This is a genomic window from Methanomethylovorans sp. PtaU1.Bin093 (genome assembly GCF_002067275.1).
In the GTDB taxonomy this organism is placed as follows: Archaea; Halobacteriota; Methanosarcinia; order Methanosarcinales; family Methanosarcinaceae; genus Methanomethylovorans.
Genome location: NZ_MVQX01000054.1, coordinates 38,574 through 62,024 on the forward strand (window position 1 = coordinate 38,574; position 23,451 = coordinate 62,024).

General features: G+C 42.1%; 21 protein-coding genes. 9 read left to right on the top strand and 12 right to left on the bottom strand.

The window, feature by feature from the left end:
* Positions 1 to 56 precede the first annotated feature (56 nt).
* From A4E24_RS06140 to A4E24_RS06160, 5 genes are all read right to left on the bottom strand, one after another.
* Entirely contained in the window at positions 57 to 1,184 is a 1,128-nt protein-coding gene (locus tag A4E24_RS06140; protein ID WP_292352402.1) for an isocitrate/isopropylmalate dehydrogenase family protein, read from the bottom strand.
* Between the two features lie 36 nt (positions 1,185 to 1,220).
* Positions 1,221 to 1,703: a 3-isopropylmalate dehydratase small subunit gene (locus tag A4E24_RS06145; protein WP_292352403.1), complete on the bottom strand. Its 483-nt coding sequence runs from the start codon at positions 1,701 to 1,703 to the stop codon at positions 1,221 to 1,223.
* A 150-nt stretch (positions 1,704 to 1,853) separates the two neighbouring features.
* Positions 1,854 to 3,149, bottom strand: coding sequence for an ATP-binding protein (locus A4E24_RS06150; protein WP_292352404.1), 1,296 nt, complete (start codon positions 3,147 to 3,149; stop codon positions 1,854 to 1,856).
* 305 nt (positions 3,150 to 3,454) lie between these two features.
* Complete coding sequence (locus tag A4E24_RS06155; protein WP_292352405.1) at positions 3,455 to 4,864, bottom strand: NAD(P)/FAD-dependent oxidoreductase; 1,410 nt, start codon at positions 4,862 to 4,864, stop codon at positions 3,455 to 3,457.
* A 43-nt stretch (positions 4,865 to 4,907) separates the two neighbouring features.
* Positions 4,908 to 5,975, bottom strand: a complete 1,068-nt coding sequence (locus A4E24_RS06160; protein ID WP_292352406.1) for a formate--phosphoribosylaminoimidazolecarboxamide ligase — start codon at positions 5,973 to 5,975, stop codon at positions 4,908 to 4,910.
* A gap of 128 nt (positions 5,976 to 6,103) precedes the next feature.
* Between A4E24_RS06160 and A4E24_RS06165 the strand changes: the two genes are divergently transcribed.
* From A4E24_RS06165 to A4E24_RS06175, 3 genes are read left to right on the top strand one after another with little or no spacing between them, the layout of a single operon-like run.
* Positions 6,104 to 6,985, top strand: a complete 882-nt coding sequence (locus A4E24_RS06165; RefSeq protein WP_292352407.1) for a transcriptional regulator — start codon at positions 6,104 to 6,106, stop codon at positions 6,983 to 6,985.
* 16 nt (positions 6,986 to 7,001) lie between these two features.
* On the top strand, positions 7,002 to 7,811 hold the full coding sequence (gene truA / locus A4E24_RS06170; protein WP_292352408.1) for a tRNA pseudouridine(38-40) synthase TruA: 810 nt from the start codon (positions 7,002 to 7,004) through the stop codon (positions 7,809 to 7,811).
* 53 nt (positions 7,812 to 7,864) lie between these two features.
* The gene (locus tag A4E24_RS06175; protein ID WP_292352409.1) at positions 7,865 to 8,443 is read left to right on the top strand and encodes a M48 family metallopeptidase; all 579 of its coding nucleotides are present in this window, start codon (positions 7,865 to 7,867) and stop codon (positions 8,441 to 8,443) included.
* Positions 8,444 to 8,483: 40 nt separating this feature from the next.
* On the opposite strand, the gene A4E24_RS06180 is transcribed toward A4E24_RS06175, so the two are convergent.
* Positions 8,484 to 9,998 carry a tetratricopeptide repeat protein gene (locus A4E24_RS06180; protein WP_292352410.1) on the bottom strand — a complete coding sequence of 505 codons (1,515 nt, stop codon included), beginning with the start codon at positions 9,996 to 9,998 and terminating at the stop codon, positions 8,484 to 8,486.
* Positions 9,999 to 10,216: 218 nt separating this feature from the next.
* Entirely contained in the window at positions 10,217 to 11,257 is a 1,041-nt protein-coding gene (locus tag A4E24_RS06185; protein WP_292352411.1) for a TRM11 family methyltransferase, read from the bottom strand.
* A 133-nt stretch (positions 11,258 to 11,390) separates the two neighbouring features.
* On the opposite strand from A4E24_RS06185, the gene A4E24_RS06190 reads away from it, so the two are divergent.
* The 3 genes from A4E24_RS06190 to A4E24_RS06200 all read left to right on the top strand — a co-directional run bounded on the left by A4E24_RS06190 (position 11,391) and on the right by A4E24_RS06200 (position 15,939).
* Positions 11,391 to 13,292 carry a phosphoadenosine phosphosulfate reductase family protein gene (locus A4E24_RS06190; protein ID WP_292352412.1) on the top strand — a complete coding sequence of 634 codons (1,902 nt, stop codon included), beginning with the start codon at positions 11,391 to 11,393 and terminating at the stop codon, positions 13,290 to 13,292.
* 81 nt (positions 13,293 to 13,373) lie between these two features.
* Complete coding sequence (purH, locus tag A4E24_RS06195) at positions 13,374 to 14,990, top strand: bifunctional phosphoribosylaminoimidazolecarboxamide formyltransferase/IMP cyclohydrolase (RefSeq protein WP_292352413.1); 1,617 nt, start codon at positions 13,374 to 13,376, stop codon at positions 14,988 to 14,990.
* A gap of 166 nt (positions 14,991 to 15,156) precedes the next feature.
* Positions 15,157 to 15,939 (top strand): winged helix-turn-helix domain-containing protein, encoded by a 783-nt coding sequence (locus A4E24_RS06200; RefSeq protein WP_292352414.1) that lies wholly within the window; start codon positions 15,157 to 15,159, stop codon positions 15,937 to 15,939.
* A gap of 9 nt (positions 15,940 to 15,948) precedes the next feature.
* Here the strand turns inward: A4E24_RS06200 and A4E24_RS06205 are convergent, their stop codons facing one another.
* Positions 15,949 to 16,869 (bottom strand): UbiA family prenyltransferase, encoded by a 921-nt coding sequence (locus A4E24_RS06205; RefSeq protein WP_292352415.1) that lies wholly within the window; start codon positions 16,867 to 16,869, stop codon positions 15,949 to 15,951.
* Positions 16,870 to 17,219: 350 nt separating this feature from the next.
* Between A4E24_RS06205 and gpmI the strand changes: the two genes are divergently transcribed.
* Positions 17,220 to 18,761, top strand: coding sequence for a 2,3-bisphosphoglycerate-independent phosphoglycerate mutase (gene gpmI, locus A4E24_RS06210; protein ID WP_292352416.1), 1,542 nt, complete (start codon positions 17,220 to 17,222; stop codon positions 18,759 to 18,761).
* Here gpmI and fen read toward each other — a convergent pair whose 3' ends face one another.
* The 3 genes from fen to A4E24_RS06225 all read right to left on the bottom strand — a co-directional run bounded on the left by fen (position 18,762) and on the right by A4E24_RS06225 (position 20,554).
* Positions 18,762 to 19,778: a flap endonuclease-1 gene (gene fen, locus A4E24_RS06215; RefSeq protein WP_292352417.1), complete on the bottom strand. Its 1,017-nt coding sequence runs from the start codon at positions 19,776 to 19,778 to the stop codon at positions 18,762 to 18,764.
* 15 nt (positions 19,779 to 19,793) lie between these two features.
* Entirely contained in the window at positions 19,794 to 20,105 is a 312-nt protein-coding gene (locus tag A4E24_RS06220) for a hypothetical protein (RefSeq protein ID WP_292352418.1), read from the bottom strand.
* A 122-nt stretch (positions 20,106 to 20,227) separates the two neighbouring features.
* A complete protein-coding gene (locus tag A4E24_RS06225; protein WP_342765376.1) occupies positions 20,228 to 20,554 on the bottom strand; it encodes a hypothetical protein in 327 nt (108 codons plus the stop codon).
* A gap of 432 nt (positions 20,555 to 20,986) precedes the next feature.
* On the opposite strand from A4E24_RS06225, the gene A4E24_RS06230 reads away from it, so the two are divergent.
* A complete protein-coding gene (locus A4E24_RS06230) occupies positions 20,987 to 21,733 on the top strand; it encodes a hypothetical protein (RefSeq protein WP_292352419.1) in 747 nt (248 codons plus the stop codon).
* Here A4E24_RS06230 and A4E24_RS06235 read toward each other — a convergent pair.
* On the bottom strand, positions 21,725 to 22,108 hold the full coding sequence (locus A4E24_RS06235; RefSeq protein ID WP_292352420.1) for a DUF5658 family protein: 384 nt from the start codon (positions 22,106 to 22,108) through the stop codon (positions 21,725 to 21,727). The genes A4E24_RS06230 and A4E24_RS06235 overlap by 9 nt on opposite strands.
* Positions 22,109 to 22,270: 162 nt before the next feature.
* On the opposite strand from A4E24_RS06235, the gene A4E24_RS06240 reads away from it, so the two are divergent.
* Positions 22,271 to 23,446, top strand: a complete 1,176-nt coding sequence (locus A4E24_RS06240) for a Xaa-Pro peptidase family protein (protein ID WP_292352421.1) — start codon at positions 22,271 to 22,273, stop codon at positions 23,444 to 23,446.
* Positions 23,447 to 23,451 lie beyond the last annotated feature (5 nt).

The window sequence follows — 23,451 nt, forward strand, 5'->3', positions numbered from 1 at the left end:
ATTGTTCATTATAAGGAAATAAATGTCAATACCTGCGCAATTGCAGGTATTGGGTCTTACATAGAAGAAACTATTCTTGCGATATCGTCACCTACATCGGATGTGGTTGATGTGCCGCCCATGTCGTAGGTCTTTACCTTACTGTCAAGTATGTTCTTTTCAATAGCAGAAACTATCGCATCTGCGGCATCTTTTTCTCCAAGCTGTTCCAGCATAAGGGAACCTGCCCAGATTGTAGCTATAGGGTTTACCTTATTTTGTCCCTTGTACTTTGGTGCAGAACCATGTATTGGCTCGAACATACTCGTACCCTCGGGATTAATATTGCCTCCTGGAGCAAGTCCAAGACCGCCCTGTACCATTGCGCCGAGGTCTGTGATTATGTCACCAAACATGTTAGGGGTGACAACTACATCGAACCATTCCGGGTTTTTCACAAACCACATGGTGATTGCATCCACATAGTTAAAGTCGGTTGTTATTTCTGGGTATCCCGAGGCTATGTCCTGGAACTCCTGTCTCCAAAACCCATATATATCGGAAAGTACATTCGCCTTGTCCACAGAGGACACGTGTTTCTTTCTTTTCATAGCAAGATCAAAAGCGTATTTGATCACTCTGCGGGTTCCTTCCTTTGAGATCATTCCTATCTGATAAGCGATCTCTTCACTATCTGTTTCAATGTCCAGGCCGAACTTAGCAGAATACAGATTTCTTTCAACCTCGAGCAGGTTCTTGCTGACTCCCTTTTTAGCTTTTCCTCCAATGCCTATGTAGAAATCTTCAGTGTTCTCTCTTACCACAGTGAAATCTATGTCTTTTGGGGTCTTGTCTTTTACAGGCGTCCACACACCCTCAAGCAATTTTATGGGCCTGAGGTTCACGTACTGGTCGAAATAGAACCTTGCTGCCAGAAGAATCCCTTTTTCCAGAACTCCCGGAGCAACTCTCGGATCTCCGATAGAACCAAGGTATATCACAGGGTAATTGGAGAGTTCTCTGAGCGTATCGGCGGAGATCAATTCTCCGGTTTCAAGGTAATGATCTGCCCCATGGGGAAAATCCACCCATTCAACATCGAACCCGAATTTTTCGCCTGCAGCGTCTATAACTTTCTTACCTTCAGCAACTATCTCTGGGCCGATACCATCGCCTGGTATAGCTGGAATCTTATACTGTGTCATGTTCCTTCCTTTTAAAATCGATATTTTTCTTTGTATTTACCTTACCATTTTTTTGGCATACTCTATCAGCCCGCCGGAATCCACGATCCCCCTCACGAAATCCGGTAGTGGGGTGGCTTGGTACTGCTCATCCTTTGAAATATTCTTAATGATCCCCGTGCTAAGGTCTACCTCAAGGATATCTCCATCATCTATTCTGTCCGTATCAGGGGATTCCAAAAGTGGCACTCCTATGTTGATGGCATTCCTGAAAAATATGCGAGCAAAAGATTTTGCTATAACACAGCCAATCTTTGTTCCTTTTAGCGCCAAAGGCGCATGTTCTCTCGAAGATCCGCAGCCAAAATTATTGCCAGCAACAATTATATCGTTCTCTTTCACCTGCTTGGGGAATTCCGGCCTCACACCCTCAAAAGCGTGGGCTGCAAGTTCTTTGGGTGTGTTCATTATAAGATACCTTCCCGGGATCACAGCATCGGTATCAATATCATCACCAAATTTCCAAACTTTTCCTTTCATGTTATCACAGCCAGACGAATTAAAATATTATCAATGATAGTGTCATTCTTTCAGCTTTATAGTAACTGACATCAACTACCTAAATACAATAATCCTAAATAATACTAATGTAAAGGGAATGATAGTTCGTACATCCAGCCAGGACAATAGTTATTCAGTTTTTTCATGTCCATAGCCCAGTGCACTGGGTTCATTGCCCCCGTGCCAGCTAAGCCGTGGGCGCATTCTTATTATATGGGCCGCCTCGGTGGTATCATCAAGTATAAATGCTATTCCTTGCTCCATTCCCATTTTCCGGATCGAATCCCCAATATTCTCTTTCATGTAGCTGGGTCTGAAAGATTCAAGTGCACTGATATCTTCAGCTGCTGTCAGGCGATGGCAGATCAGTACATCTGATTGTGAAGTGACTTCCGGATCAAGGGCTGAAGGACGTTGTGTGGCAAGGATCAGCGAAAGCCCCGGCTGTCTGCCCTGGCGCAACCATTCGTTGATAAGTATATCTGAAGCAAGTGTCTTGCTTCCCTTAGGTACAAAAAGATGAGCTTCGTCGATGAACATCCAGACCATGGGCATACCTGTGTTATCTTGTTCATATCCCATTGTCATACATTCCTCTGATCTGCGCGCATCAAGGCGCTGATAATAAATTTCCTTGCTTATCTGCCCAACAACAGCTGCTCTTACATCCAGGTCCTTAAGAGTGCTAACATCGAGAACTGTTGTGCAACCCCTTTGGACAAGGTCTTTCACAGAAACTCCTTCTTCTGTGAAAATGCCCCATGAAGATGCCGTTCTGATGTAGTTCTCAGCAGCACTCTTGGTCACACTGTCAGCTCTTTCGTCTTCCATCACCACGTCCATTATTGTATCAAAGGAAAAACTTCCATGCATTGATCTGAGCTCTGCAACTACTCTTATTAGCAGTACTCCCAGAGGAGAAACTTCATCGATACTGAAAAGCTTACACCATGCATAACCATCCATTGAAGAAATGGGAATAGAGAACGGTAGGACCTCTATTTTTTGTCCTTCATATTTACTGATACTTCCGGCAGGGACGAAAACTTTTATTTCTACTCCTCTTGGGTCAAGTGACCATTGCTTCAATAAGATCTCTTGTGGGTCATTAGATTTTCCCATTGTCCAGAATATGCCCATGGTATCGATCACGAGAGACGCAATATTATTCCTGATGTAAAAAGGAAGCAATGATAGTTCTTCTACAAGGGTACCCATAGTATAGGACTTTCCATAGCCTCTTTTACCACAGATCAAGATACAATGAGGCCTAAGAGCATCCAATCCTACATAAGACGCAGCTGAGCCGTCCAGTGCCAGATATCTCCCAAGGTTAAGAAGACCCATTTCCTCATTATTTCTTCTACCAAGAACATAGCGTTTTTTGGTGACACCCGCTGCAAAAGTATCAGAGATAGAATTCATACATGTGAAAAATATGCAACATATATATTTATTTCCATCTGATGCTCAGTTGCCAGGCATTTAATGTAAAATAGTAGTATCCAGTGCAAAAATCGGGGCAGGTCATAGCTCAAAAATAAATTGCAAGGTCACAGGATCAAAACAAAAAGTATAAATTCTAGGGTAATGAATCCATTAAGAGGAATCTCCTGTACATAAAGAATCACTCCCATCGATTCATTCTATCTAATGGATCTATTGGTGCAATGAGATACTATTCCCCGTAATTCACCCAAAATCTGAGAGATTCCTCAATTTCTATATATTTAGGTTAAAGAAGAACATATTTTAAGTATGCCTCTGGCTGCAAGTATTCCTGTCGCTGCAGAGTTAACAAGGTCTCTGGAAAGACCGGTACCATCCCCGGCAGCAAATAGTCCTTTTATACTTGTTTGCATGTCCCTGTCCACAGATACTTCCATAGCATAAAGTTTTACCTCAGGCGCGTAGAGGAGCGTAGAGTCAGAATTCACGCCGGGAATGATCATATTGAGGGTGTCCAGTCCTTCTATGATGTCCATAACTATTCTGTGAGGCAGCGCCATGGAAATATCTCCAGGTGTTATATCTTTCAGAGTATTCTTTATCGAATTCTTTGCAATCCTTGCTTCAGTTGAACGTCGGCCCCTGCGCAGGTCTCCCATCCTCTGTAATACGGGCTTTCCGCCACCAATGGTAGTGGCCAGTTTTGCCACTGATTTTGCGTACTTGATCGTATCCTCCATCGGATGTGTCAATTCCACATGTACCAGAAAAGCAAAATTCGTGTTTTCTGAGGTCACAGTGTGCATCGAATGTCCATTTGTCGCAATGAAGCCTTCATAATTTTCTTTCACGACAAATCCGTGCTCATTGGTACAAAAAGTCCGCACGAAATCATCATATCTGGGAGTACGGATATGGAATTTCGGATCGTGGTTTATGCTAGTGACCGGATCCATTATTATTGCAGGGACCTCTACTCTCACTCCAATGTCCACGCCACTGAAATTCGCTTTTATTGAGTGCTCTGTTACCAGTCTATTTACCCACTCGCAGCCTATCCTCCCCGGACAAAGTAATACATAACTAGAGGTAAGATGCTTTCCGTCTTCAAGTATCACACCTCTGCATATTGAGTTCTCGATTATCAGGTCGATCACTCTTGTCCTTAACATAAAATGTACACCTTTGTTGTCAAGGTCGTGCTTGAATCGTGAAATAACCTCTTTTGCATTATCTGAACCTATATGCCTTTGCCGTATCTCTATGAACTTGGCACCTACTGAAGCCGCCCGGCGCTGTAAGATCTCAACTTCTTGTTGATCAGGAAAGGATACTTTGGTTGTTGCACCATATTCCAAAAAAACAGCATCTACCTCTTCCACAAGTTCCCATGCCGCACTTTCATCATCTGTGAATACAGAGAGGTCGCCGCCGATATCCGGCCTGAGGTTCAAGGTACCATCAGAGAAGGTACCGGCACCTCCTACACCGCACATAATGTCACATGGCAAGCAGTGTGCACATTTCAGTTCTGGTTCCAGGGAACAATGCCTATCCTTAACATCGCTTCCCATATCTATAACTAAAATCTTTAATTTATTGCAGGCAAGTTCCCTTGCAGCAAACATGCCTGCAGGTCCTGCCCCTACTATGATCACATCATAGTCAGGCCTATCAAAAGAAGAGGTCATGCACATCATCCTTCGGAATATGAACAATGTGCAATATGTTCTCTCAAGATAAAATCTTATCCAGTTTTTTCAGCTTTCTGCCAAGGGAAATTTCCTGGGCGATCCTCCTTCCGGTTGAAAGGCCAGGTTCAACGAAATCCGAGTATGGAGAACCTGCAGGATAAAGATTTGTGCCTGCAACTATGCGGGCAGATATCTCAAAAACTTTGATCTCAAGTTTGTCTGTGAATACTGTTTCAAGACAGAAGGGACCTATCATACCATCGAACAGCTTAAGTGACTGCTCGACCACTTTTTCACCAAGTTCAAATATCAGTGGGAGCAATGATTCTCTTGCAACCAGTGGCACGTTTCCTGTGACAACGTATGTGGGATGAATTCCTGCATCTTCCAGCTCCCGGGGGGAACCCAGCCTGAATATCTCATCAGCATTGGATTCCACACGTCTGTCCATACTTAGCATTTCCAGCACACCGGTGCTTAGGGTATAGCCTTCTGTCTTTAGGGGCGAATAGAAAAAATGAAGGTAATACCTTGTACCCACAATGAATTCCTGGATGTTGTATTTCTGGGTCTTGTCGACATTCTCAAGGAAATCTTCGTAGTTCTTGGCAACAAAGAACCCACGACCTCCCTTAGCTCCATGGTATTTTACCATAACAGGTCCATTTATCTCTTCCGGTTTCACCAGTTTTGGCATGTGGATACCTGCACCTTCCAGCCATTCTCTTTCTTTGTTCCTGTCAGATTCCCACTCAAGTACGTTCCGGTTGCCAAAAGTAGGTACTGGAAACTCAGTGAATTTCTCAGTGCCTAGATATTCCACAAAAGATCCATGTGGCACAACGATAGCATTCTTCCTTACAAGCTGTTCAGCTATCAATGGAATGGCTTGGTAATTATCTACCACTATGAACTCGTCAGGCTTTGCTTTAGGAAAAGCATCATAAAATTTAGGAGGTTTTTTGACGCAGATACCAATAGTTTTGAAACCTTCCTTCCTTGCACCGTCAAATATCTGAAGGCTTGAATGAGAGCATACAGTTGCAATTGCAAGGTTATCCAGATCATAGGTTTCTACGATTCTCATGATTTGGTCTTTTTCTATCATTATTGTGCCCCAAAAAGTTACATTATATTGTTCTATCTATTTTTTAAGTTTGCGGAATCATTTCATAACTGCGAATTGTTTCGAAGTTTACGGAAAAGTTATGAGGTTCACGGTGGTTATAGTTAAACATGCAAGAGATAGAGGACGAAAGCAACAATTCCGACAAAGTTCTGGTCTTACCTCTTAATGAGGATTCAAAAAAGGTAACTCAGGCTCTCACTAATGAGAAAGCTCTCAAAATGCTGGAGATGCTGGCAGATAAACCCATGTCTGCAACTACTTTATCGGAAAAGATGGGTCTTCCCCTAACTACCATAAAATACAATCTTGATAGCCTTATAGAAGCTGATCTCATTAAGGTAAAAGAGACAAAATGGAGCCAGAAAGGTCGTGAGATCAAAATATACGAGCCCGTGCAAAAACTCATTGTGGTGGTTCCCGGTACAAAGAACGTTGATAGATCATCTATTATGGGGATGTTGAAAAAATACCTGGGTCTTTTCATGGGTGCAGTATTTGCAGCTACTGGTATAGAATTCCTCACACGCAGGATAGGTCTGTCTCCTTCTGTGAACTATTATCCTGCGACTCTTGAAGAAACTGCTATGAAATCCGGAGGATATGGTGGATCTGTCAACGAGAGTCTTGATCCGGCTGCGAGAGCGGCAGATCAGGCATCTACTATGCTGGCGACCATGATATCTAACGACAGTTCAGATGCTGCTACCATGGTTTCTGATGAGGCTGTCAATTATACCCCGATGGTCCCTACGGAAAGCCTGACAACATATGTGAACACTACAGGATCGAACATTACAGATCCTAACTCAACTCTTGTACCTGCATCATATCCGCCGGTAGAGGATGCCACAGTTATTACAGGCACAAGTCCTGGTCTCATCCCGCCCGATCTTCTGGCGCATGTGAGCGTTTGGTTCTTTTTTGGGTGCTTATTTGTTATATTATTCATGTTATTGAGGGAAATGTATTATAGAAAAAAGGCGCTATGAGAATTAGTGAGACTTAATGAGGGTTGCACTTAAGATCGCATATGTGGGAACAGGCTATCATGGGTCCCAGATCCAACCGGATGTTGCTACCATTGAAGGAGAGCTCTTCAACGCCTTGAAAGAACTGGAAATAATGGATGATCCAAAAAAGGCATCTTTCCAGAGTTCAGGCAGAACAGATGCAGGCGTACATGCAAGAGGACAAGTGGTGGCTTTCAATACTGATAAGCTTAACCTTTCGATTCCAAGGGTCATTAATTCTAAATTACCTAATTCCATCTGGGCATGGGCACATGCAGAGGTTCCAGACGACTTTGATCCAAGAAGAGATGCAAGCAGTCGGGTCTATAGATATATCATTAGTGGAGAGCACTATGATATATCCAGGATAAGGTCTGCTTCAAAGATATTGGTTGGAGAGCATGACTTTTCGAATTTTTGCAGCAAGGATGAGGATAAAGGCACAGTTCGGGAAGTGAAAAGAATAGATGTCAGAGTAAGCGGAGCACTTACAAAGATCGACGTAGAGGCAAATAGTTTTCTTTGGAACATGGTACGGAAAATGGTAACTGCTCTTACAATGGTGGGAAGCCGTATGAGGGACGAGGCATGGCTCAAGCAGATGCTTGAACCGGAATCATATGAAGAAGGATTGGAACCAGCTCAGTCATATGGTCTCACGTTGATGGAAGTAAAATATCCTATGGAGATACCCTGGACAGAAGATGCATACTCACTTCGCAGGGCCTCTGAAAAAGTGCAGGAATATCTTATAAGACATCGTGTAATGGCCGAGGTCATGCAGGAACTCGTGCCAAAAGAGTGACCTTCTCACCTTATTGCCAGAGAGTTATTGATAAATATGTGTTAGATGCCTGAATGACAGTTCATATTGTCTCATCGATCAAAATCAATGAAGCTGATATACCCTATGAGGTTATATACCGAAAAGTCAAGCATCCAAGACTGGAATTCCGGAATGGTTATCTCAGGCTGGTGGTACCTCCTGGGTTAAAAGAACATGAAAAACTGCTTTATAAACACAGATTATGGATTTATCGAAGATTCGTTTCCCATAAGCAAAGGCTTATATTTGCTGAGGGGATCGAACTTTGTTCCACAAGGACAGAAGTGCAATTACAAGAGCATGTTGGATCTTTAATAGCTTCTATTGGTACTGAACTTGGTATGTTTCCAAAAAAGGTGGCATTTAGGGAGATGCGCACGAAATGGGGCAGTTGCAGTTCAAAAGGGAACATTAATCTGAACACCTATTTGATGTACTTGCCTGAGAAGCTGGTGGAATATGTGGTGTTCCATGAGATGGCCCATTTGATAGAAATGAACCATGGGCCAAGATTTAAGGAAATGGTACATAAAAAGTTCCATGAACATAAGTCCCTTGAAAAACAACTACGAGGTTACTGGGTTGCCATCATGGAAAAACATTCCTTTTAATAATTAGTAAGAACAGATCACGGTCATTTGTGACCGTGTCTTAACTTTCTCCGTATCCTAACTCTATGGCTTTACTAAAGCTTACATCGGCTTCAGTATAATTTCCAGCCAGGTTGAGTGCAATACCTTTGTTATACCATGTTAAAGCATGCTCTGGATTGAGTTCTATAGATCTGTCATATGCTTGTATCGCTTCGTCGATCTTCCCCATCATTCGAAGTGAATTACCCTTGCTGTACCATGCATCGTAGTTTTCAGGATTAAGTTCTATAGCTTTATCAAATACCTGCCCTGCTTCTTCGTATCTTTCCATTCCATAAAGTGTATAGCCTTTGTGCATCCATGTCCAGCTATTCTGGGGATTTATCTCTAAAGCTTTATCATATGCTTGTATTGCCTCTTCATATCTCTCCATTCTACGAAGTGCATTACCTTTATTGTCCCATACCCCATCGTCCTGTGGCTCAAGCCCTATGGCTTTATCATATGACTGAATTGCATTTTCATATTCTTTCATGTAATAGTGAGCCATACCTTTATAGTTCCAGGCTTCTGTATATTCCGGATCAAGTTCTGTGGCTTTATTATAGTTTTGTATTGCTTCTTCATACTGCTTCATTTCGTAGAGAGCATTACCCTTATAGTTCCAGATCTCGGCATCCCTGGGATCGAGCTGTAGGGCTTTATCAAAAGCCTGAATTGCTTCTTCGTTCCTTCCCATTTTATTCAGGGCATAACCTTTATAGTTCCAAGCTTTTGCATCCTTTGGGTCGATCTGTATGGCTTTGTCGCATACCTGGATAGCTTCTTCATATCTTCTCATTTGGTTCAGGACAAAGCCTTTGTTATCTAAGGCTTTTGTGTACTGCGGGTCAAGTCCTATGGCATTGTCTAATGCTTTCATTGCTTCGTAATAATTACCCAGTTTAGCATAAGCAATACCCTTGTAGTTCCATGATCTGGCATCCTTTCGCTCGATCCTGATGGCTTTATCAAATGCTTCTATTGCTTCTTCATATCGTTCCATTATATAAAGGGTATATCCTTTATTGTACCAGGCAGTGGCAAATTGTGGTTCCAGCTCTGTGGCTTTATCATATGCTTGTATCGCTTCTTCGTATTTTCCCATATGATAAAGTGAGATGCCTTTGTTATACCAGGCAAAGCCATCCAGAGGATCGATTTCTATTACCTTGTCATATGCTTGTATCGCTTCTTCGTACTTTCCCATCTTACGAAGAGCAATTCCCTTTTCACTCCAGAATTCAACGTTATTGGGCTTAAGTTGCAGGGCTTTATCAAATGCCTGAATAGCCTCTTCGTTTTTTCCAGTTTCAGTAAGTGCAATACCTTTGCCAACCCAGGCATCGCCATTTTGCGGGTCCAACTCTATGGATGTATTGAATGCTTGTATCGCTTCGGTATATCTTCCTTCTTCAAGAAGGTCATTACCTTTCTCATTCCAATCGTCAGAATTATCAGTTCCGATACAGCCTGCACAGAAGATCATTATAACAACTAGACCCTGGATAACATATTTCATATTCACTACCATTTTTCCTCCAGATTTTGCCATTGCTTGTTGAAATGTAGAAGTTTTTGGGAATTAAGTTTTTCTATTTAGAACCAATGTTGATGACCCATGATTCTAAAGCCCTTTTTATATTCTCTCCATTCAATTCCTTTCATAGACTTTGCATCTGTTTTGAACTAATGACTAATTATAATATACAACTAAACATATATAATTTTGATCAGGTCTATAGGAATTTATTATTTCTCCTTGTATAACAATGTGATTCTTCTGGTAAGACTTCTGTGTACTCTCTGGCTATACTCGTCTATTATCTTGAATCCCGCATCTTTTGCAAATCTGGTTATATCCATTTCTGAGACCACCACAGCAAGCTTACCTTTTCGAAGCAATCTGTACATTTCTCTGAAGGAGCCATCATAAAGATGGTGCAGGGATTCAGCTCTGATGGCTGCAGACCTTCCATAGGGAGGATCTGTGACTATGGCATCCACACATTCATCTCTAAGCGGGACCATACATGCGTCACCTGCTATAATATTAGAATGGCCACCAAATACCTGCAGATTCATCTGTGCACCTGAAGCGATCATAGAGCGCACTTCAATGCCTATTACCCTGGCACCTATCAGAGCACCTTCCACCAGAATACCTGCTGTGCCGCAGAAAGGGTCAAACAGAACTTCATCAGCCTTCACTTTTGATATATTTACAAGGGCTCTGGCTATCCTGGGCATAAGCACGCCAGGGTAGAAGAAAGGTTTTTTGTGAGGCAATCTTTCTTCATAAGCACTCCTGTCCACAGCTGCTACTACAGGGCCAAATATGCATTTTTGTCCCAGTAGCAATCTGAATTGTACATCAGGTGTCTTGAGATCTGCCCTAAATCCTTTCCTGAAAATTTTGCCGCCAACGTGTCCTTCTATGAACTCTCTTTCAAAATCACAATAATGCTTGATCTTCCTTGCACGCACCACGAATGTCTTACCAGGAGCAAGATGATCTGAATAATCAATATCTTCTGCCATCTCCAATATATTCTTTGCTGCAGTTTCACACATGCCTGCAACCCGTATTATATGGTGGGACATGGCAAGCCGCTCTGCTACGTACAACAAATGAGGTTCTATCTCATTCACAGTACCATTAATTTCTACGATCAGGCATTGATCAAGTATCTCTTGTTCTTTGAAGTCAAGTCCTGCTATTTCCATGCAGGCATATGCTTCCATAACCGGGAGGGAGTCGTGCTCCCCAGAAAGTTCAAATGCGTACAGCATAGCAGTTGCATAGAGAATCCCTTTGGTATTAAAAGGCTGCTATCATGATCATTCAAAAGTTGCGGTGTGGAGCAACTTGTCTAAAATATCCAAAGCAAAGAACTATTTACTATGACAATATTGGAATCTCCTGATGTCAAAGCCCCTTTATCTTGGTGAAATGCTGCTGCACTGGTGCAGGAATTGTAACGTACCTGTACTGGGAAAGGAATGTGCATGTGGCAGTCGTGCAGAATCAGTGACCGTAACACCTCCTGGTGACATACGTCCGGCATTCGGATACGATATAGAACTTATAAATTCGGTTTCCATGCTGCAGTTCAATGCTCCTCTTATAGCCGATGAGAGGCTGGTGGTGCTGAACAAGGCTCCTTATGATGACCGCATGGACGAGATCATCGTTGATGGAGAGATATTAGGAAGCATCAGATTTGAGCTTGATACTCTGAAATGGGTACTTCTCTTGCGTGTGGAAGGCGCAAGGCGTCTTTTTCAAACCAATACCTTGTCTTCTCTGAAAGGCTGGGTTGTTCTGGAGCAGGGTGCAGTAGCGTTCATACTGGGTGGTGCCAACCTGCTGGCTCCGGGAGTGCTGGATGCAGATCCCGGTATTCAGGAAAAGGATGAAGTGGTAATCCTTGATCCCAATGGCCAGGTAGTAGCTACCGGCAGGGCTCGTATGAGCGGTGAACGAATGAGCGAGCGCCCCAAGGGAGTGGCAGTAAAGGTAAGGGACAAGGAAGAACCATGTAAGGTGTTTGTACCACAGGGTGGACAAACCTGGAAAGAAGTCATCGATGCCAATAAGCATTTCATGGAAGAGTTCATAGGACGTTCTCATAAGTTTATCAATAATGTTGCTTCAAGCATGACAAAAAGAGTGACTGTTTCATATTCCGGCGGTAAGGACAGCCTTGTTGTGCTACAGCTTGTAAGCGAGTGTCTTGAAGATTTTGATATCCTTTTCGCTGACACTGGTATAGAATTCCCGGAGACGGTAAGTAATGCACTGGAAGTCTCCCAGTTATACGGCAAACCTCTCAGGTCCATCAGTTCAGGCAACGCTTTCTGGGGATCAGTTGATAGTTTTGGTCCACCCAGCGTGGAGATGCGCTGGTGCTGCAAGGTCTGCAAATTGGGTCCCATCACTCAGCTTATCGAAGGGAACTATGAAGAGGGCTGTCTTACATTCATCGGACAGCGTAAGTACGAATCAGACACCAGGGCAAAAAGTGAAAGGGTCTGGAAGAATCCTTGGGTGGGGAACCAGATAGGTGCTGCTCCAATACAGGACTGGACAGCCATGCACGTCTGGCTGTATATTTTCATGCATGGTCTTCCCTATAATCCTCTTTACAAAAAAGGGTTTGATAGGATAGGATGCTGGCTTTGTCCTTCCTGCTCTGTTGCTGATCTGCACAGGCTCAGGGCAACACATCCGGAGTTTGCTTCAAAGCTGGAAAATTACCTCTTGGGCTATGCCCAGAGGTCCGGACTTTCTCCGGAGTGGGTTGAACATGGGATGTGGAGGTGGAAAAAATTGCCACCAAGACTTCAGGAGATTGCAAAAGCCAAGGGCATTCTCACGACCCCTAAGGTTGAGATCAATGGTAAATTTGATTTCACGGTAACATCCGGCTATCGTCCCTGCAAGCAGGGCGGTGTGTCAGCAGAAGGTAGTTTTGCTACACCTCTTGATATGGAAACAATAGAGTCTTCAGGGATGCTTGACGCTGTAGGCAAAGTGGCTTTCATGGAAGGGGTTGCTTCTGTATTCCAGGGCGAGGACAGTGCCCAGGTCTTTGCTGCCGGGACAGTAACAGTCCGTAGTGATAATGAAAAGCATGTTCTCCAGTTGATAAGGTCAGTGGAGATATCCATAAAGAGAGCTCTTCGTTGCAGTGGATGTGGTGTATGTGTGGGCAAGTGTCCGCATGATGTAATTAAGATGAAAAAGAATATTGCTGTAATTGGTGAGGGTTGTATACACTGTGGGAAGTGTATAGAAGTTTGTCCGGTAGTGAAATTTGGATAAATTCAATTAGGTGTGCTTTCAACTTTTTTCCAACCAGAACATTTATACATGATATACGCTAACCTTTTACGGTGATTTTTTTTGGTAAAAAGGGCACTGCTAAGCGTTTCTGACAAGGCCGGAATTGTAGAATTTGCGCGGGGGCTTGCAACCCTTGGTGTGGAATTGCTATCTACCGGTGGTACGGCACGGATCCTGCGAGATTCGGGGATCGAAGTGAAGGATGTTTCAGAAGTAACAGGTTTTCCTGAAATGATGGATGGCAGGGTCAAAACATTGCATCCCAAGATACATGGTGCCATATTGTGTGACAGGCATAATCCGGACCATATGGACCAGGCATATAATGCAGGCATAGAGCTTATTGATCTGGTTGCCGTAAATCTCTATCCTTTTGAGATCACAGTGACAAAAGAAGGTGTTTTATTGGAGGAGGCCATCGAGAACATCGACATCGGTGGTCCGACCCTTTTGCGTGCAGCGGCCAAAAACTTTCATTCTGTAACGGTTGTATCTGATCCCGTGGATTATGGGCATGTGCTCAAAGAGATCAGATCAACAGGTGTAGTTGCCGAGAAAACTCGCAAACAACTTGCCTTAAAAGCTTTCAGGCACACCGCATGCTATGATGCAACGATAGATACATACCTGAGCAGGGAAATAGCTTCAGAAGAGGTTATACATCTGAACTTTGTTGGCGGTATGGACCTGCGTTATGGTGAGAACTGGCATCAAAAAGCTAAGTTCTTCAAAGAGCCCGGAGTACAAGGCCCATCCCTTGCAAATGCACGACAGCTACATGGAAAAGACCTATCTTACAACAATTATGTAGATGCTGATAACGCATTGCTGACCATAAAAGACCTTCATGCTGAAAAACCTGCAGTTGTTATTGTAAAACACAATAATCCATGCGGATTAGCCACTGGCGACACTCTTCTGCAGGCTCTGAGCGCTGCATGGGATGGAGATCCCATCTCTGCATACGGAAGTATCGTTTGCAGTAACAAAGTATTTGATCTGCCGTCAGCAGAGTTCCTGGAAGGCAAGTTCATAGAAATTATCCTGGCCCCGGGTTTTGACCACGATGCACTTGAGTACCTTAAGAAAAAGAGCTCTAATCTGCGTTTGCTTGAACTGCCGCAATTGAATGATGCTTTTGATTTTGATCATACGTACAAGTATGTAGTAGGTGGTTTGTTAAAACAGTCCAGGGATATAGGTTTGTATGAAAAATGGGACTCTGTGACCGAAAAGAAGTTCCCTGAGTCGATGCGCCCTCTTTCCGAGTTCTGCATAAGCGCCTGCAAGAGCACAAAATCCAATTCTATTACCCTTGCTTATGAGTACCAGAAAGGTTGTTATATGATGCTTGCTATGGGTGCAGGTCAACCCAACAGGGTAGACTCCATCAGAAAACTGGCTGCTACTAAAGCCAGAGAGAACCTAAGGGTAATATACGAAAGGGAAGTTCCGAACGAGGATTTCGATGAATATTGTAAGAAAGTGCTTTCAAAATGTGTAATGGCTTCAGATGCTTTTTTCCCCTTCGATGACAGCATAGTTCATGCGGCTGAGAATGGGATCATGTATATAGTTTCCCCAGGTGGTTCCATCAGAGATCAAGAAGTCATAAGCACTGCAAACAAGCTAGGAGTATCTCTTGTATTCACTGGCATGCGCCACTTCCTGCATTGATATTCTCCTTTTATTTTTTTTAGATGCACTGGATCCACTTATCTATCTAATTTCGGATGATATGTTTATAACTAATATTGATTATTGAATGTATGAGTAGTATACGGTTGCTGAATGCAGTGCGTGTTTCAAATTTATATCTCTGGGTAAATTACTAGTGGTTACTATGAAATCTAAAGGTTTGTTGAGTTTGCTCACTTTCTCGGAAAAAAGAAGAGATCTGCTCCTATTTCTTCTGGAGCACCCCTCTAGTCTTTCCAACATACGTAAAAAGTTCGATGTATCTTCCCCGGAGATCGCACCAAGGATAAGGGAGATGGAATCTGCTAACCTTATGTACAAAGACCCTTTCACCAAGATGTATACACTTACAACTACAGGAAGGATCATTGCCAAATCTTTCAAACCTTTTGTTGATATGGTGGGCCTTATCGAGAAAAATGAGGACTTTTGGAACGATCATGACCTATCCGGCATACCTTATCATTTACTTGATAGGTTAGCTGATCTTAAAGACTGTGTTTTTTATGTGGACAGGTTTGAGAATATTTATGATTCTCATAAAACATTTACCGACAATATAGCGCACTCAAGCGTGATCAAAGGTGTTTCTCCCATTTTCTTCCCTTCTTATCCAGATTTTTTCGCACAGCTTGCACTAAAAGATGTTCCCACCTCTCTTATTCTCACAAAGAGTGTTTTTGATAAGGTCACAAATGAACACGATGAGAACATGAGGGCATATTGTGCTGCCAAATACACTGAACTCTATCTTCTTGACAGTTCCAAGGTCGCTTTTGTGGTGACAGATGTTTTCTTTTCCTTGTCTCTGTTCTTTAAATCAGGCAATTACGATCCTCGTACGGATCTCATTTGCTTTGATGAAAAGGGTATTCAATGGGGAAATGATCTATTCGAATACTACCTGTCACAAGCAAAAAAAATATGAAGTATCTCTTCATGCCATATTTCCAATTACTGATCTTAGGTACACGATAGACCCTGCTTCACCATCAACGAGAAAGAGTCTTTCAATTTTTCCCCTTATATCTTCTTTTTGCCGGTTATGCGTGAGTCTGAGTATATACAATAACCCTATACAGAAACTATACATTACAATTACAGGCTCGAATGCAAGCAAGCTCATTATTATGGCGGATGCTAGCAGTGAATGAGATATGATGTGTAATCCTAGTAATAATATGCGGGTATTCTTTTCTCCAAAGCTTACAGGAAGGGTTTTGATGCCTGCCATCAAGTCTCCTTTTACGTCCTTAAAGTCGTAGATAGCTGAATTAATGAAGAGTTTAGACCCATAATAAAAGAATACCAAGAGCACAGGCAGAGGATTCTCTATCCCGGTTCCGGCTATGCCTGCAATGAAAGTGCCCCATGTCAGCCCAACTACAAGATTCTTGATCCCTAGGCCGCCTTTTAGTTTAAGGTTCAGTTTTCCAAACTTCAATCCTTTACTGTACAGGTATCCAGTTACAAGCGGCATCAAAGCCAAAAGGAGTAAACCACTGGTGCTCAGGACGTAACAACCCGATACAAATGTAGCCAGAGAAGCAAACAATGCCAGCTTTTTGTTGGCCCCTTTTAGTTCGGATCTGTTTATACTGTCTTCAGTTGATCCAAGTGCACGATCTAGAGTATATACTGCGTACACAATGAGCCCTCCTGCCATGCAGTTCAATACGCTTATCTGTGCCAGGAGCAGGAGAGATGCTATATATATACGTAAAGATCCTGATATTGATACCAATAAAGAGCTTTTCAGCAGGTTTATTGTTGGCAAAAGATCTTTGCAGTATTCTTTATATGTATCTAGAATTATCTTTCGGGTATAATTGTATTGTAAACTGTTACTTGCGCTCATACACAAGTAAGTTTGACTACCTTAGCATTATTAGTAACTCAGTATACTTTTATATGAATGATTTACTTTGTAATTCCAAGTAATTTTTGACAGCCGATATTGATTATTATTTATTGTTATAATTATATTGTAACTACATAAATTGTACGCGTTGATCGATTTTGTCCAATTTTTCCTTCTAATCTGATCCGTATATTATTCCTTCTTGTCTAACTATGTCTCTATACATTGATCTGTTACTTGTGATAATATTGATCGTAAAACAAGTTTACCTTCTTTCGTCAAGTCCTTAACTCTGGATCACTATAAAGACAGAGTATTTAATACACATCAGTGACGTTTACCTTTGCATGACACTACCTAAAAAACCTTTAGTGCTTATGATCCTTGATGGATGGGGCTATGATCCCGATCCTAACGGTAATGCTGTGCAGGCTGCCAAGACACCAGTTCTTGACTCCCTTCTGGAGAAATACCCTTCCACTTTTCTGGAGGCTTCAGGGGAAAGCGTTGGTCTTCCTGCAGGTCAGATGGGCAATTCTGAGGTAGGACACCTTAACATTGGTGCAGGAAGAATCGTGTATCAGGATCTGACACGCATTAACAGATCTATTGAAAGTGGTGAGATCTATAGTAATCCAGTACTTCTTGAGGCGACACGGAATGTAAAGAGGCATGGCTCAAACCTACATCTTATGGGTCTTTTCTCATATGGGGGAGTGCATAGTCATCTGAAACATCTGAAAAGCTTGATCGAGTTTGCTGGAGATCAGGGACTTCCAAAGGTCTACGTCCATGCTTTTCTTGATGGCAGGGATGTGCCTCCCAGACAAGCACTTTACGATATGGCAGAGTTCCAGCAAATGTATTCCAAAAAAGGAAATGCTATCATTGCTACTGTTTCAGGGCGATACTATGCTATGGACAGGGATAAGCGCTGGGATAGGATAAAACTTGCTTATGATGCATTGGTCCTAGGCGAAGGCTTGAAGTCTGAAGGTCCTGTTTCTGCCATCCAGGAGGCATATGGCAGAGGTGAAAATGACGAGTTTGTCAAACCTACGGTCATCACTGACAAAGAGGGTCAGCCTCTTACAACTATCAAAGACAATGATTCAGTGATATTTTTCAATTTCAGGCCGGACAGGGCACGTCAGCTGACCTACTCTTTTGTAAATGAATGTTTTGAGGGGTTTGAAAGAAATGTTTTCCCCCATGTCCATTATGTATGCATGTCCGAATATGATGAAAAATTGGATGTTCCACTTGTCTTTCCAACAGAACGCATTGAGAATACATTAGGACAGGTGCTTAGTAAGCATGGTCTCAAGCAGTTAAGGATAGCTGAGACTGAAAAATATGCACATGTTACTTTCTTCCTGAACGGAGGTGTAGAGGAGCAGAATCCCGGAGAGGAAAGGTTATTGATCCCTTCTCCTAAAGTGGCTACTTATGACCTCAAACCACAAATGAGTGCTTTTGAGGTTACTGATGCACTTGTGGAACATATAAGGTCAGGGTCATACGATGTCATAATAGTGAATTATGCGAATATGGATATGGTGGGTCATACAGGTTTCTTTGACGCTGCCGTAGAGGCAGTACAAACCGTTGATACCTGCGTGGGCAGAGTGGTGGCTGCTGTAATGGGAGCAGGTGGTTCTGTTATTATTACTGCTGACCATGGCAACGCTGAGAAGATGACAGATTTCGCTTCAGGTGCTACACATACAGCTCATACCTCTAATCCTGTACGTTGTATCTATGTTTGCAATGAACCCGGTTTACAGCTTTGTAAAGGGAAGTTATCTGACATTGCACCTACTATGCTTGAGATCCTGGGTATCCAGCAACCAATGGAAATGACAGGCAGACCGCTTCTAAAAAAGTGATCAGAACCATTGGTCCAGGGTTCTCTGTCCTGGTCCGCTGATCGTTTCCAGCCTTTCACAGGCTTTAATGACCCTGTCTTTTGAAAAATCATGCTCTTGGCAAAGGAATGTAATAATTGCATCGGTATCGGGTTTTTTCCATTTGAGGGTGTAGTCATCGGTTACAGAAGGGTTTAAAAAAATATTTTTTATCTCCTGCACATTCTCTATTTTTTGCCCTACAGCAAGCAACACTTTTTCTATATTGTCGTGCTCTTTTATAAGTTTCAGTGCTTTTTTTGGGCCTATCTTTTCAAGGCCCTGGTTGTAATCGGTACCTACGCATATTGCAATATCTATAAGTTGTGAGTGATCGATCCCAAGTTCTGCCAAGCTTTCCTCGATTTTAATTATCTCTGGTCTAACTTCCACAAATATGTTCTTCTTCGGCAGTTTGCGCTTACCTGTAATTGTAAGGTTCCTTACGACCAGGGGTGCTCCGAACAGTATAGAATCGTAATCCTGTGAAGCAATATAGTTCGCATCTCCTCTTTTCACCATGTGGGCAGCTTGTGCCTCTCCTTCCGAAGGGGCATCAACCCAGGGAATGCCCATGGCCAAGAGTAACCGTCTGGAATCATCTGCTATCTCCTGGGTGACCCTTGAGGAAGCCTGTGCATACATATATGCTTCTTCTGCCAGTCCCTTTTCCTTTGCTTCTTCCCATTTTATCGTTGCGTTCTCTCTGTCAGCCATTCGCTTCTCTATGGTCCGATCTTTGAGATATGATGGTTTTCCATCAAAAACAAATACTGGCTTGATCCCTTCTTCCATAAGGCTGGTCATACGGTATAGGATACCTGAAAGATGAGAGGTTGTGTTTCCTCTGGAGTCCTTAAGCGGCGTACCATCTCTTTGCCTTATTATACTAAGGAATTGATAAAGCGTGTTGTATGCATCTATAGCTACAACTTTATGGGACAATTCGGATATTTCGATTTGCTGTTTTTTCAGGAGTTCTCCAATATCTGTTCCCATAAAACAGGATAGTTGTCAGATATTCTTAGTTGTTTCGCTAGTATCCAGTCGCACATCTATGACCGAATCATCAGATGCATCGATCTTTCCTATCTTTAGGATATTTCCGACCCTTTCAACAAGGTCTGCTTTTGTTATCTGAACCTGATGTCCGTCCCCATCAGAACTTCTGTTCTTATGTACGATCAGTAACTTCTGTCCACTGATTTCATTGCCTATTTTAGATATGACATTCTTGACGACTTGCTCGAAATCAGAATATATCATTATTTCGGAGTATTTTCCAGCTTTTTTGATAATACCAATCGGTTCCAGATGAATGCGCATATACGCACCTCTTTACAGAATAAGACTTTAGATCACTCATCATACGTAAGCACCTGTTTATATCATTTTCGCATTGTTCGGGAAATAACTGGTATTCTATAGGAACAATATTACACCAGGCTTCATCTGTACCTTTTGCTATCAAGGGTTTCCAGAGCTTCGTCTACCCTGCCGATCACTTCGTCCATTTTTCTATCCATGTTGCTCTCTATGCTCTGTACATTGATCCTCAGGGACCTTTCCTTCACATCGATCATGCTTTCCATTTTGCGCATGCGTATGTCAACTGAGAGGATCATAGCTGCCAGAGCGCCTACCATAACTATTGCTGCGAGTATTATAAGAGAATTCGCAGGGTCATATTTAAATCTTCCAAGCCATTCGTACGTAAGTACAAAAGATGATACAACCATCACTATGGAAAAAACAATATCTCTTGTTTCCATCATCGACCCTCATAAAATAGAATTTGGATTGCTTTTTTATTACTTTTCTTTAAAGGATATAAACCAATAGATTGACTTTGTAGAAAAGCCTTTTCAATCATTTTAAGGCTATAAATTACGTTCTTTTTGTTCATGCTCTTTCTGTGTCTTTTTTAAGTATCATCTCTCTATTTGTATATATGCTTTTTATATATTATACCTTATTAAATATAAATATATACTATAAATGAGTATATTAAAACGGTGGTATCGATGGACAACCTCGTTTCAACAAAGTACGTAGTAGTGGTACTGGTATATCTCCTAATGCTGCTAGCAGCCGGTCTCATGGCTGGTCTTATTGTTGTAGAGTGATAAATGCCTGTTTTTTGACATGTTTACATGGAATGTTATTTAAGTACCCCTTTATAATTTATCATATAAGGGGGTACCCGCTTGAGTATAAAGGATCTCATTAACGTCTGGGTTATAAAGACCGGCTATTCCGGCAGGCAGGCACGGGAATGTCTTAAGAAAAATGTTATTTCTTTTGACGTGGAACTACATATACTTGAGGAATTTGCAGAAGATCTGAAGTCTTCTTCAAATCCAATAATTATGCAAGATCGGTACAGGTTGCTTGATCAAAAATATGATGATTTTACCAACAATCTGGCCAGTGAGCTAGAGAACAGTCTGGAAGACCTCAATTACTTTTCCGGTTCTCCTTTGAGGGATGAAAAGATCTCCCGATTAAAAGAAATGCTTGAAGATATGAACCAGGAATTATCTGGCTTTCACAAAGTTATGGACAAATTTGATGAATTTGAAAGAATAGAGTATCTAAAAACAGCCATTCATGATAAGCTATGTTCCATTGCGCATTCCAAACTTGAAACATGGGCTTCTGATATGGCAAGGTTCTCAATAAGTATCCTTACAGGTGATATTGTGGTAATACCTCTTCCTGAAAAAGGTCTTTTTGCAATCGGCAGGGTCATGGGTGGGTATGAATACAATAGTACGGACATATATACCCGGCATTTTCACAATGTAGAATGGTTGAATATGCAAGTCCCATTCCCCGAACTTAAGGAAGAGCTTAATGGTTCTTCATCAGTTTTTCTTCTTACAGGGGATGCAAGGGAAAAAATACTTGATATGCTCGTTTCTAAAAGAATCCGTCAGAGTGAATTAATATGATGTGAAAAATTGGACCAAGCTGCATTTAGAGAATATTACGAGCAGGTTATTGACCACAAGGAATATACCCAGAAGGCTGACAGCACTTCTGGTTGCTAACCATATATAATTTTTCCATACAGATCCAGTACTCATTATAGTGAGATAGTACCAATAAATTATCCCAATGAACACGACCTTCATTATGAGCATTGACCAAATACCGAATTCATCCATCAGGATGGCAAGGAATGGATTTTCCTCAAATCCATGATCTAATGCATGATATGTGGTGATGAAATCTCCTAATACATAGAATAGGACTATGTGCTTAATATCTCCAAGAAACTGTGTAAAGGGATCAGATCCTGCCACCAAGATGTTTTTCAGCACCATATGTCCAGATGCTCATGAACCAGTATATATTCAAAATGTATACAATTCGTATCCTCATGTACATGCAATGTCGGATGCTGTTTATATCCCTTGATATCATATACTGAGCCCATCGAAAAGATAAGACAATTGTTTTGTACTATTAATAACAATGCTTATAGCATGACAGAGAGGATGAAGAACATGGATATGACAGATTTGCTGGCCAAGCACAAAGCAGATGGTTTCATGATCGTGGGTAATGTCGATAATGCTGATTTCTACTACGCCACAAATTTCTTCGTCTCAGATAAATACACCTATATACAAACATCGGGTTCAAAAGAGCTATTAGTAGTCTCAGAAATGGAAAAAGGCCGTGCTGAGCTCGAGTCCAGGATTACCGATATACGTACGTTGCAAGATTATAACTACAGAGAGAAACTAAAGCAAAGAGGCGACCCATATCAGGCTTATGTAGATTGCATAGCTGAGATATTACAAAAAGAAGGTATCCGAAAATTAGGAGTCCCAAGGGATTTTCCTTATCACACGGCTCAGGCTCTGAAAGAGGAGGGCTTTACTATTGTTGATATGGAAAGTCCTTTCAGAAAATTGAGGTCGCTCAAAAGGGAAGACGAAATAGGACATATCAGGTATGCCCAAAAAGCTTGTGAAAAAGCCATGGCTGCAGCTATTGATCTTATTCATAGGTCTGAGATAGTCGATGGTAAACTTCTTTTCCGGGGTTTTGAACTCACTGCAGACGACGTTCGCAGGGAGATAGACCTTGCATTACTGGATTCAGGTTGTGAGGCAGTGGGCACTATTGTTGCTGGCGGTAAAAAAGCTGCCAATCCTCATTGGGAAGGAGAAGGCCCACTCAAGCCAAACGAGTCTATTGTTATTGATATATTTCCTCGCAGCAAAAAACACCGTTATTTTGCCGATATGAGCCGCACAGTCCTGAAAGGTGAAGCATCTGTCGAGCTTCAGAGAATGTATGATGCAGTTCTGGCAGCTCAGAAGGAAGCTATAGAAATGGTTAAGCCCGGCATACTCTGCAGTGACATACATGATCGTGTATGTGATGTACTAGAATCCCATGGGTTTAAAACAATACGTAGCGGTTCTAAAGTAGGTTTCATCCACTCTACAGGCCATGGAGTTGGTCTTGAGATCCATGAGGCACCATTTGTGGGAACTCAGGACATTCCTCTTGAGAAGGATAATGTCATTACCATTGAACCTGGTCTTTACTATCCGGATCAGGGGGGTATTCGAATAGAGGATATGTTTTTAGTGACAGAGGATGGTTGTGAGAATCTCACATCACTTGAGAAGAGATTTGTGATCTAATAATG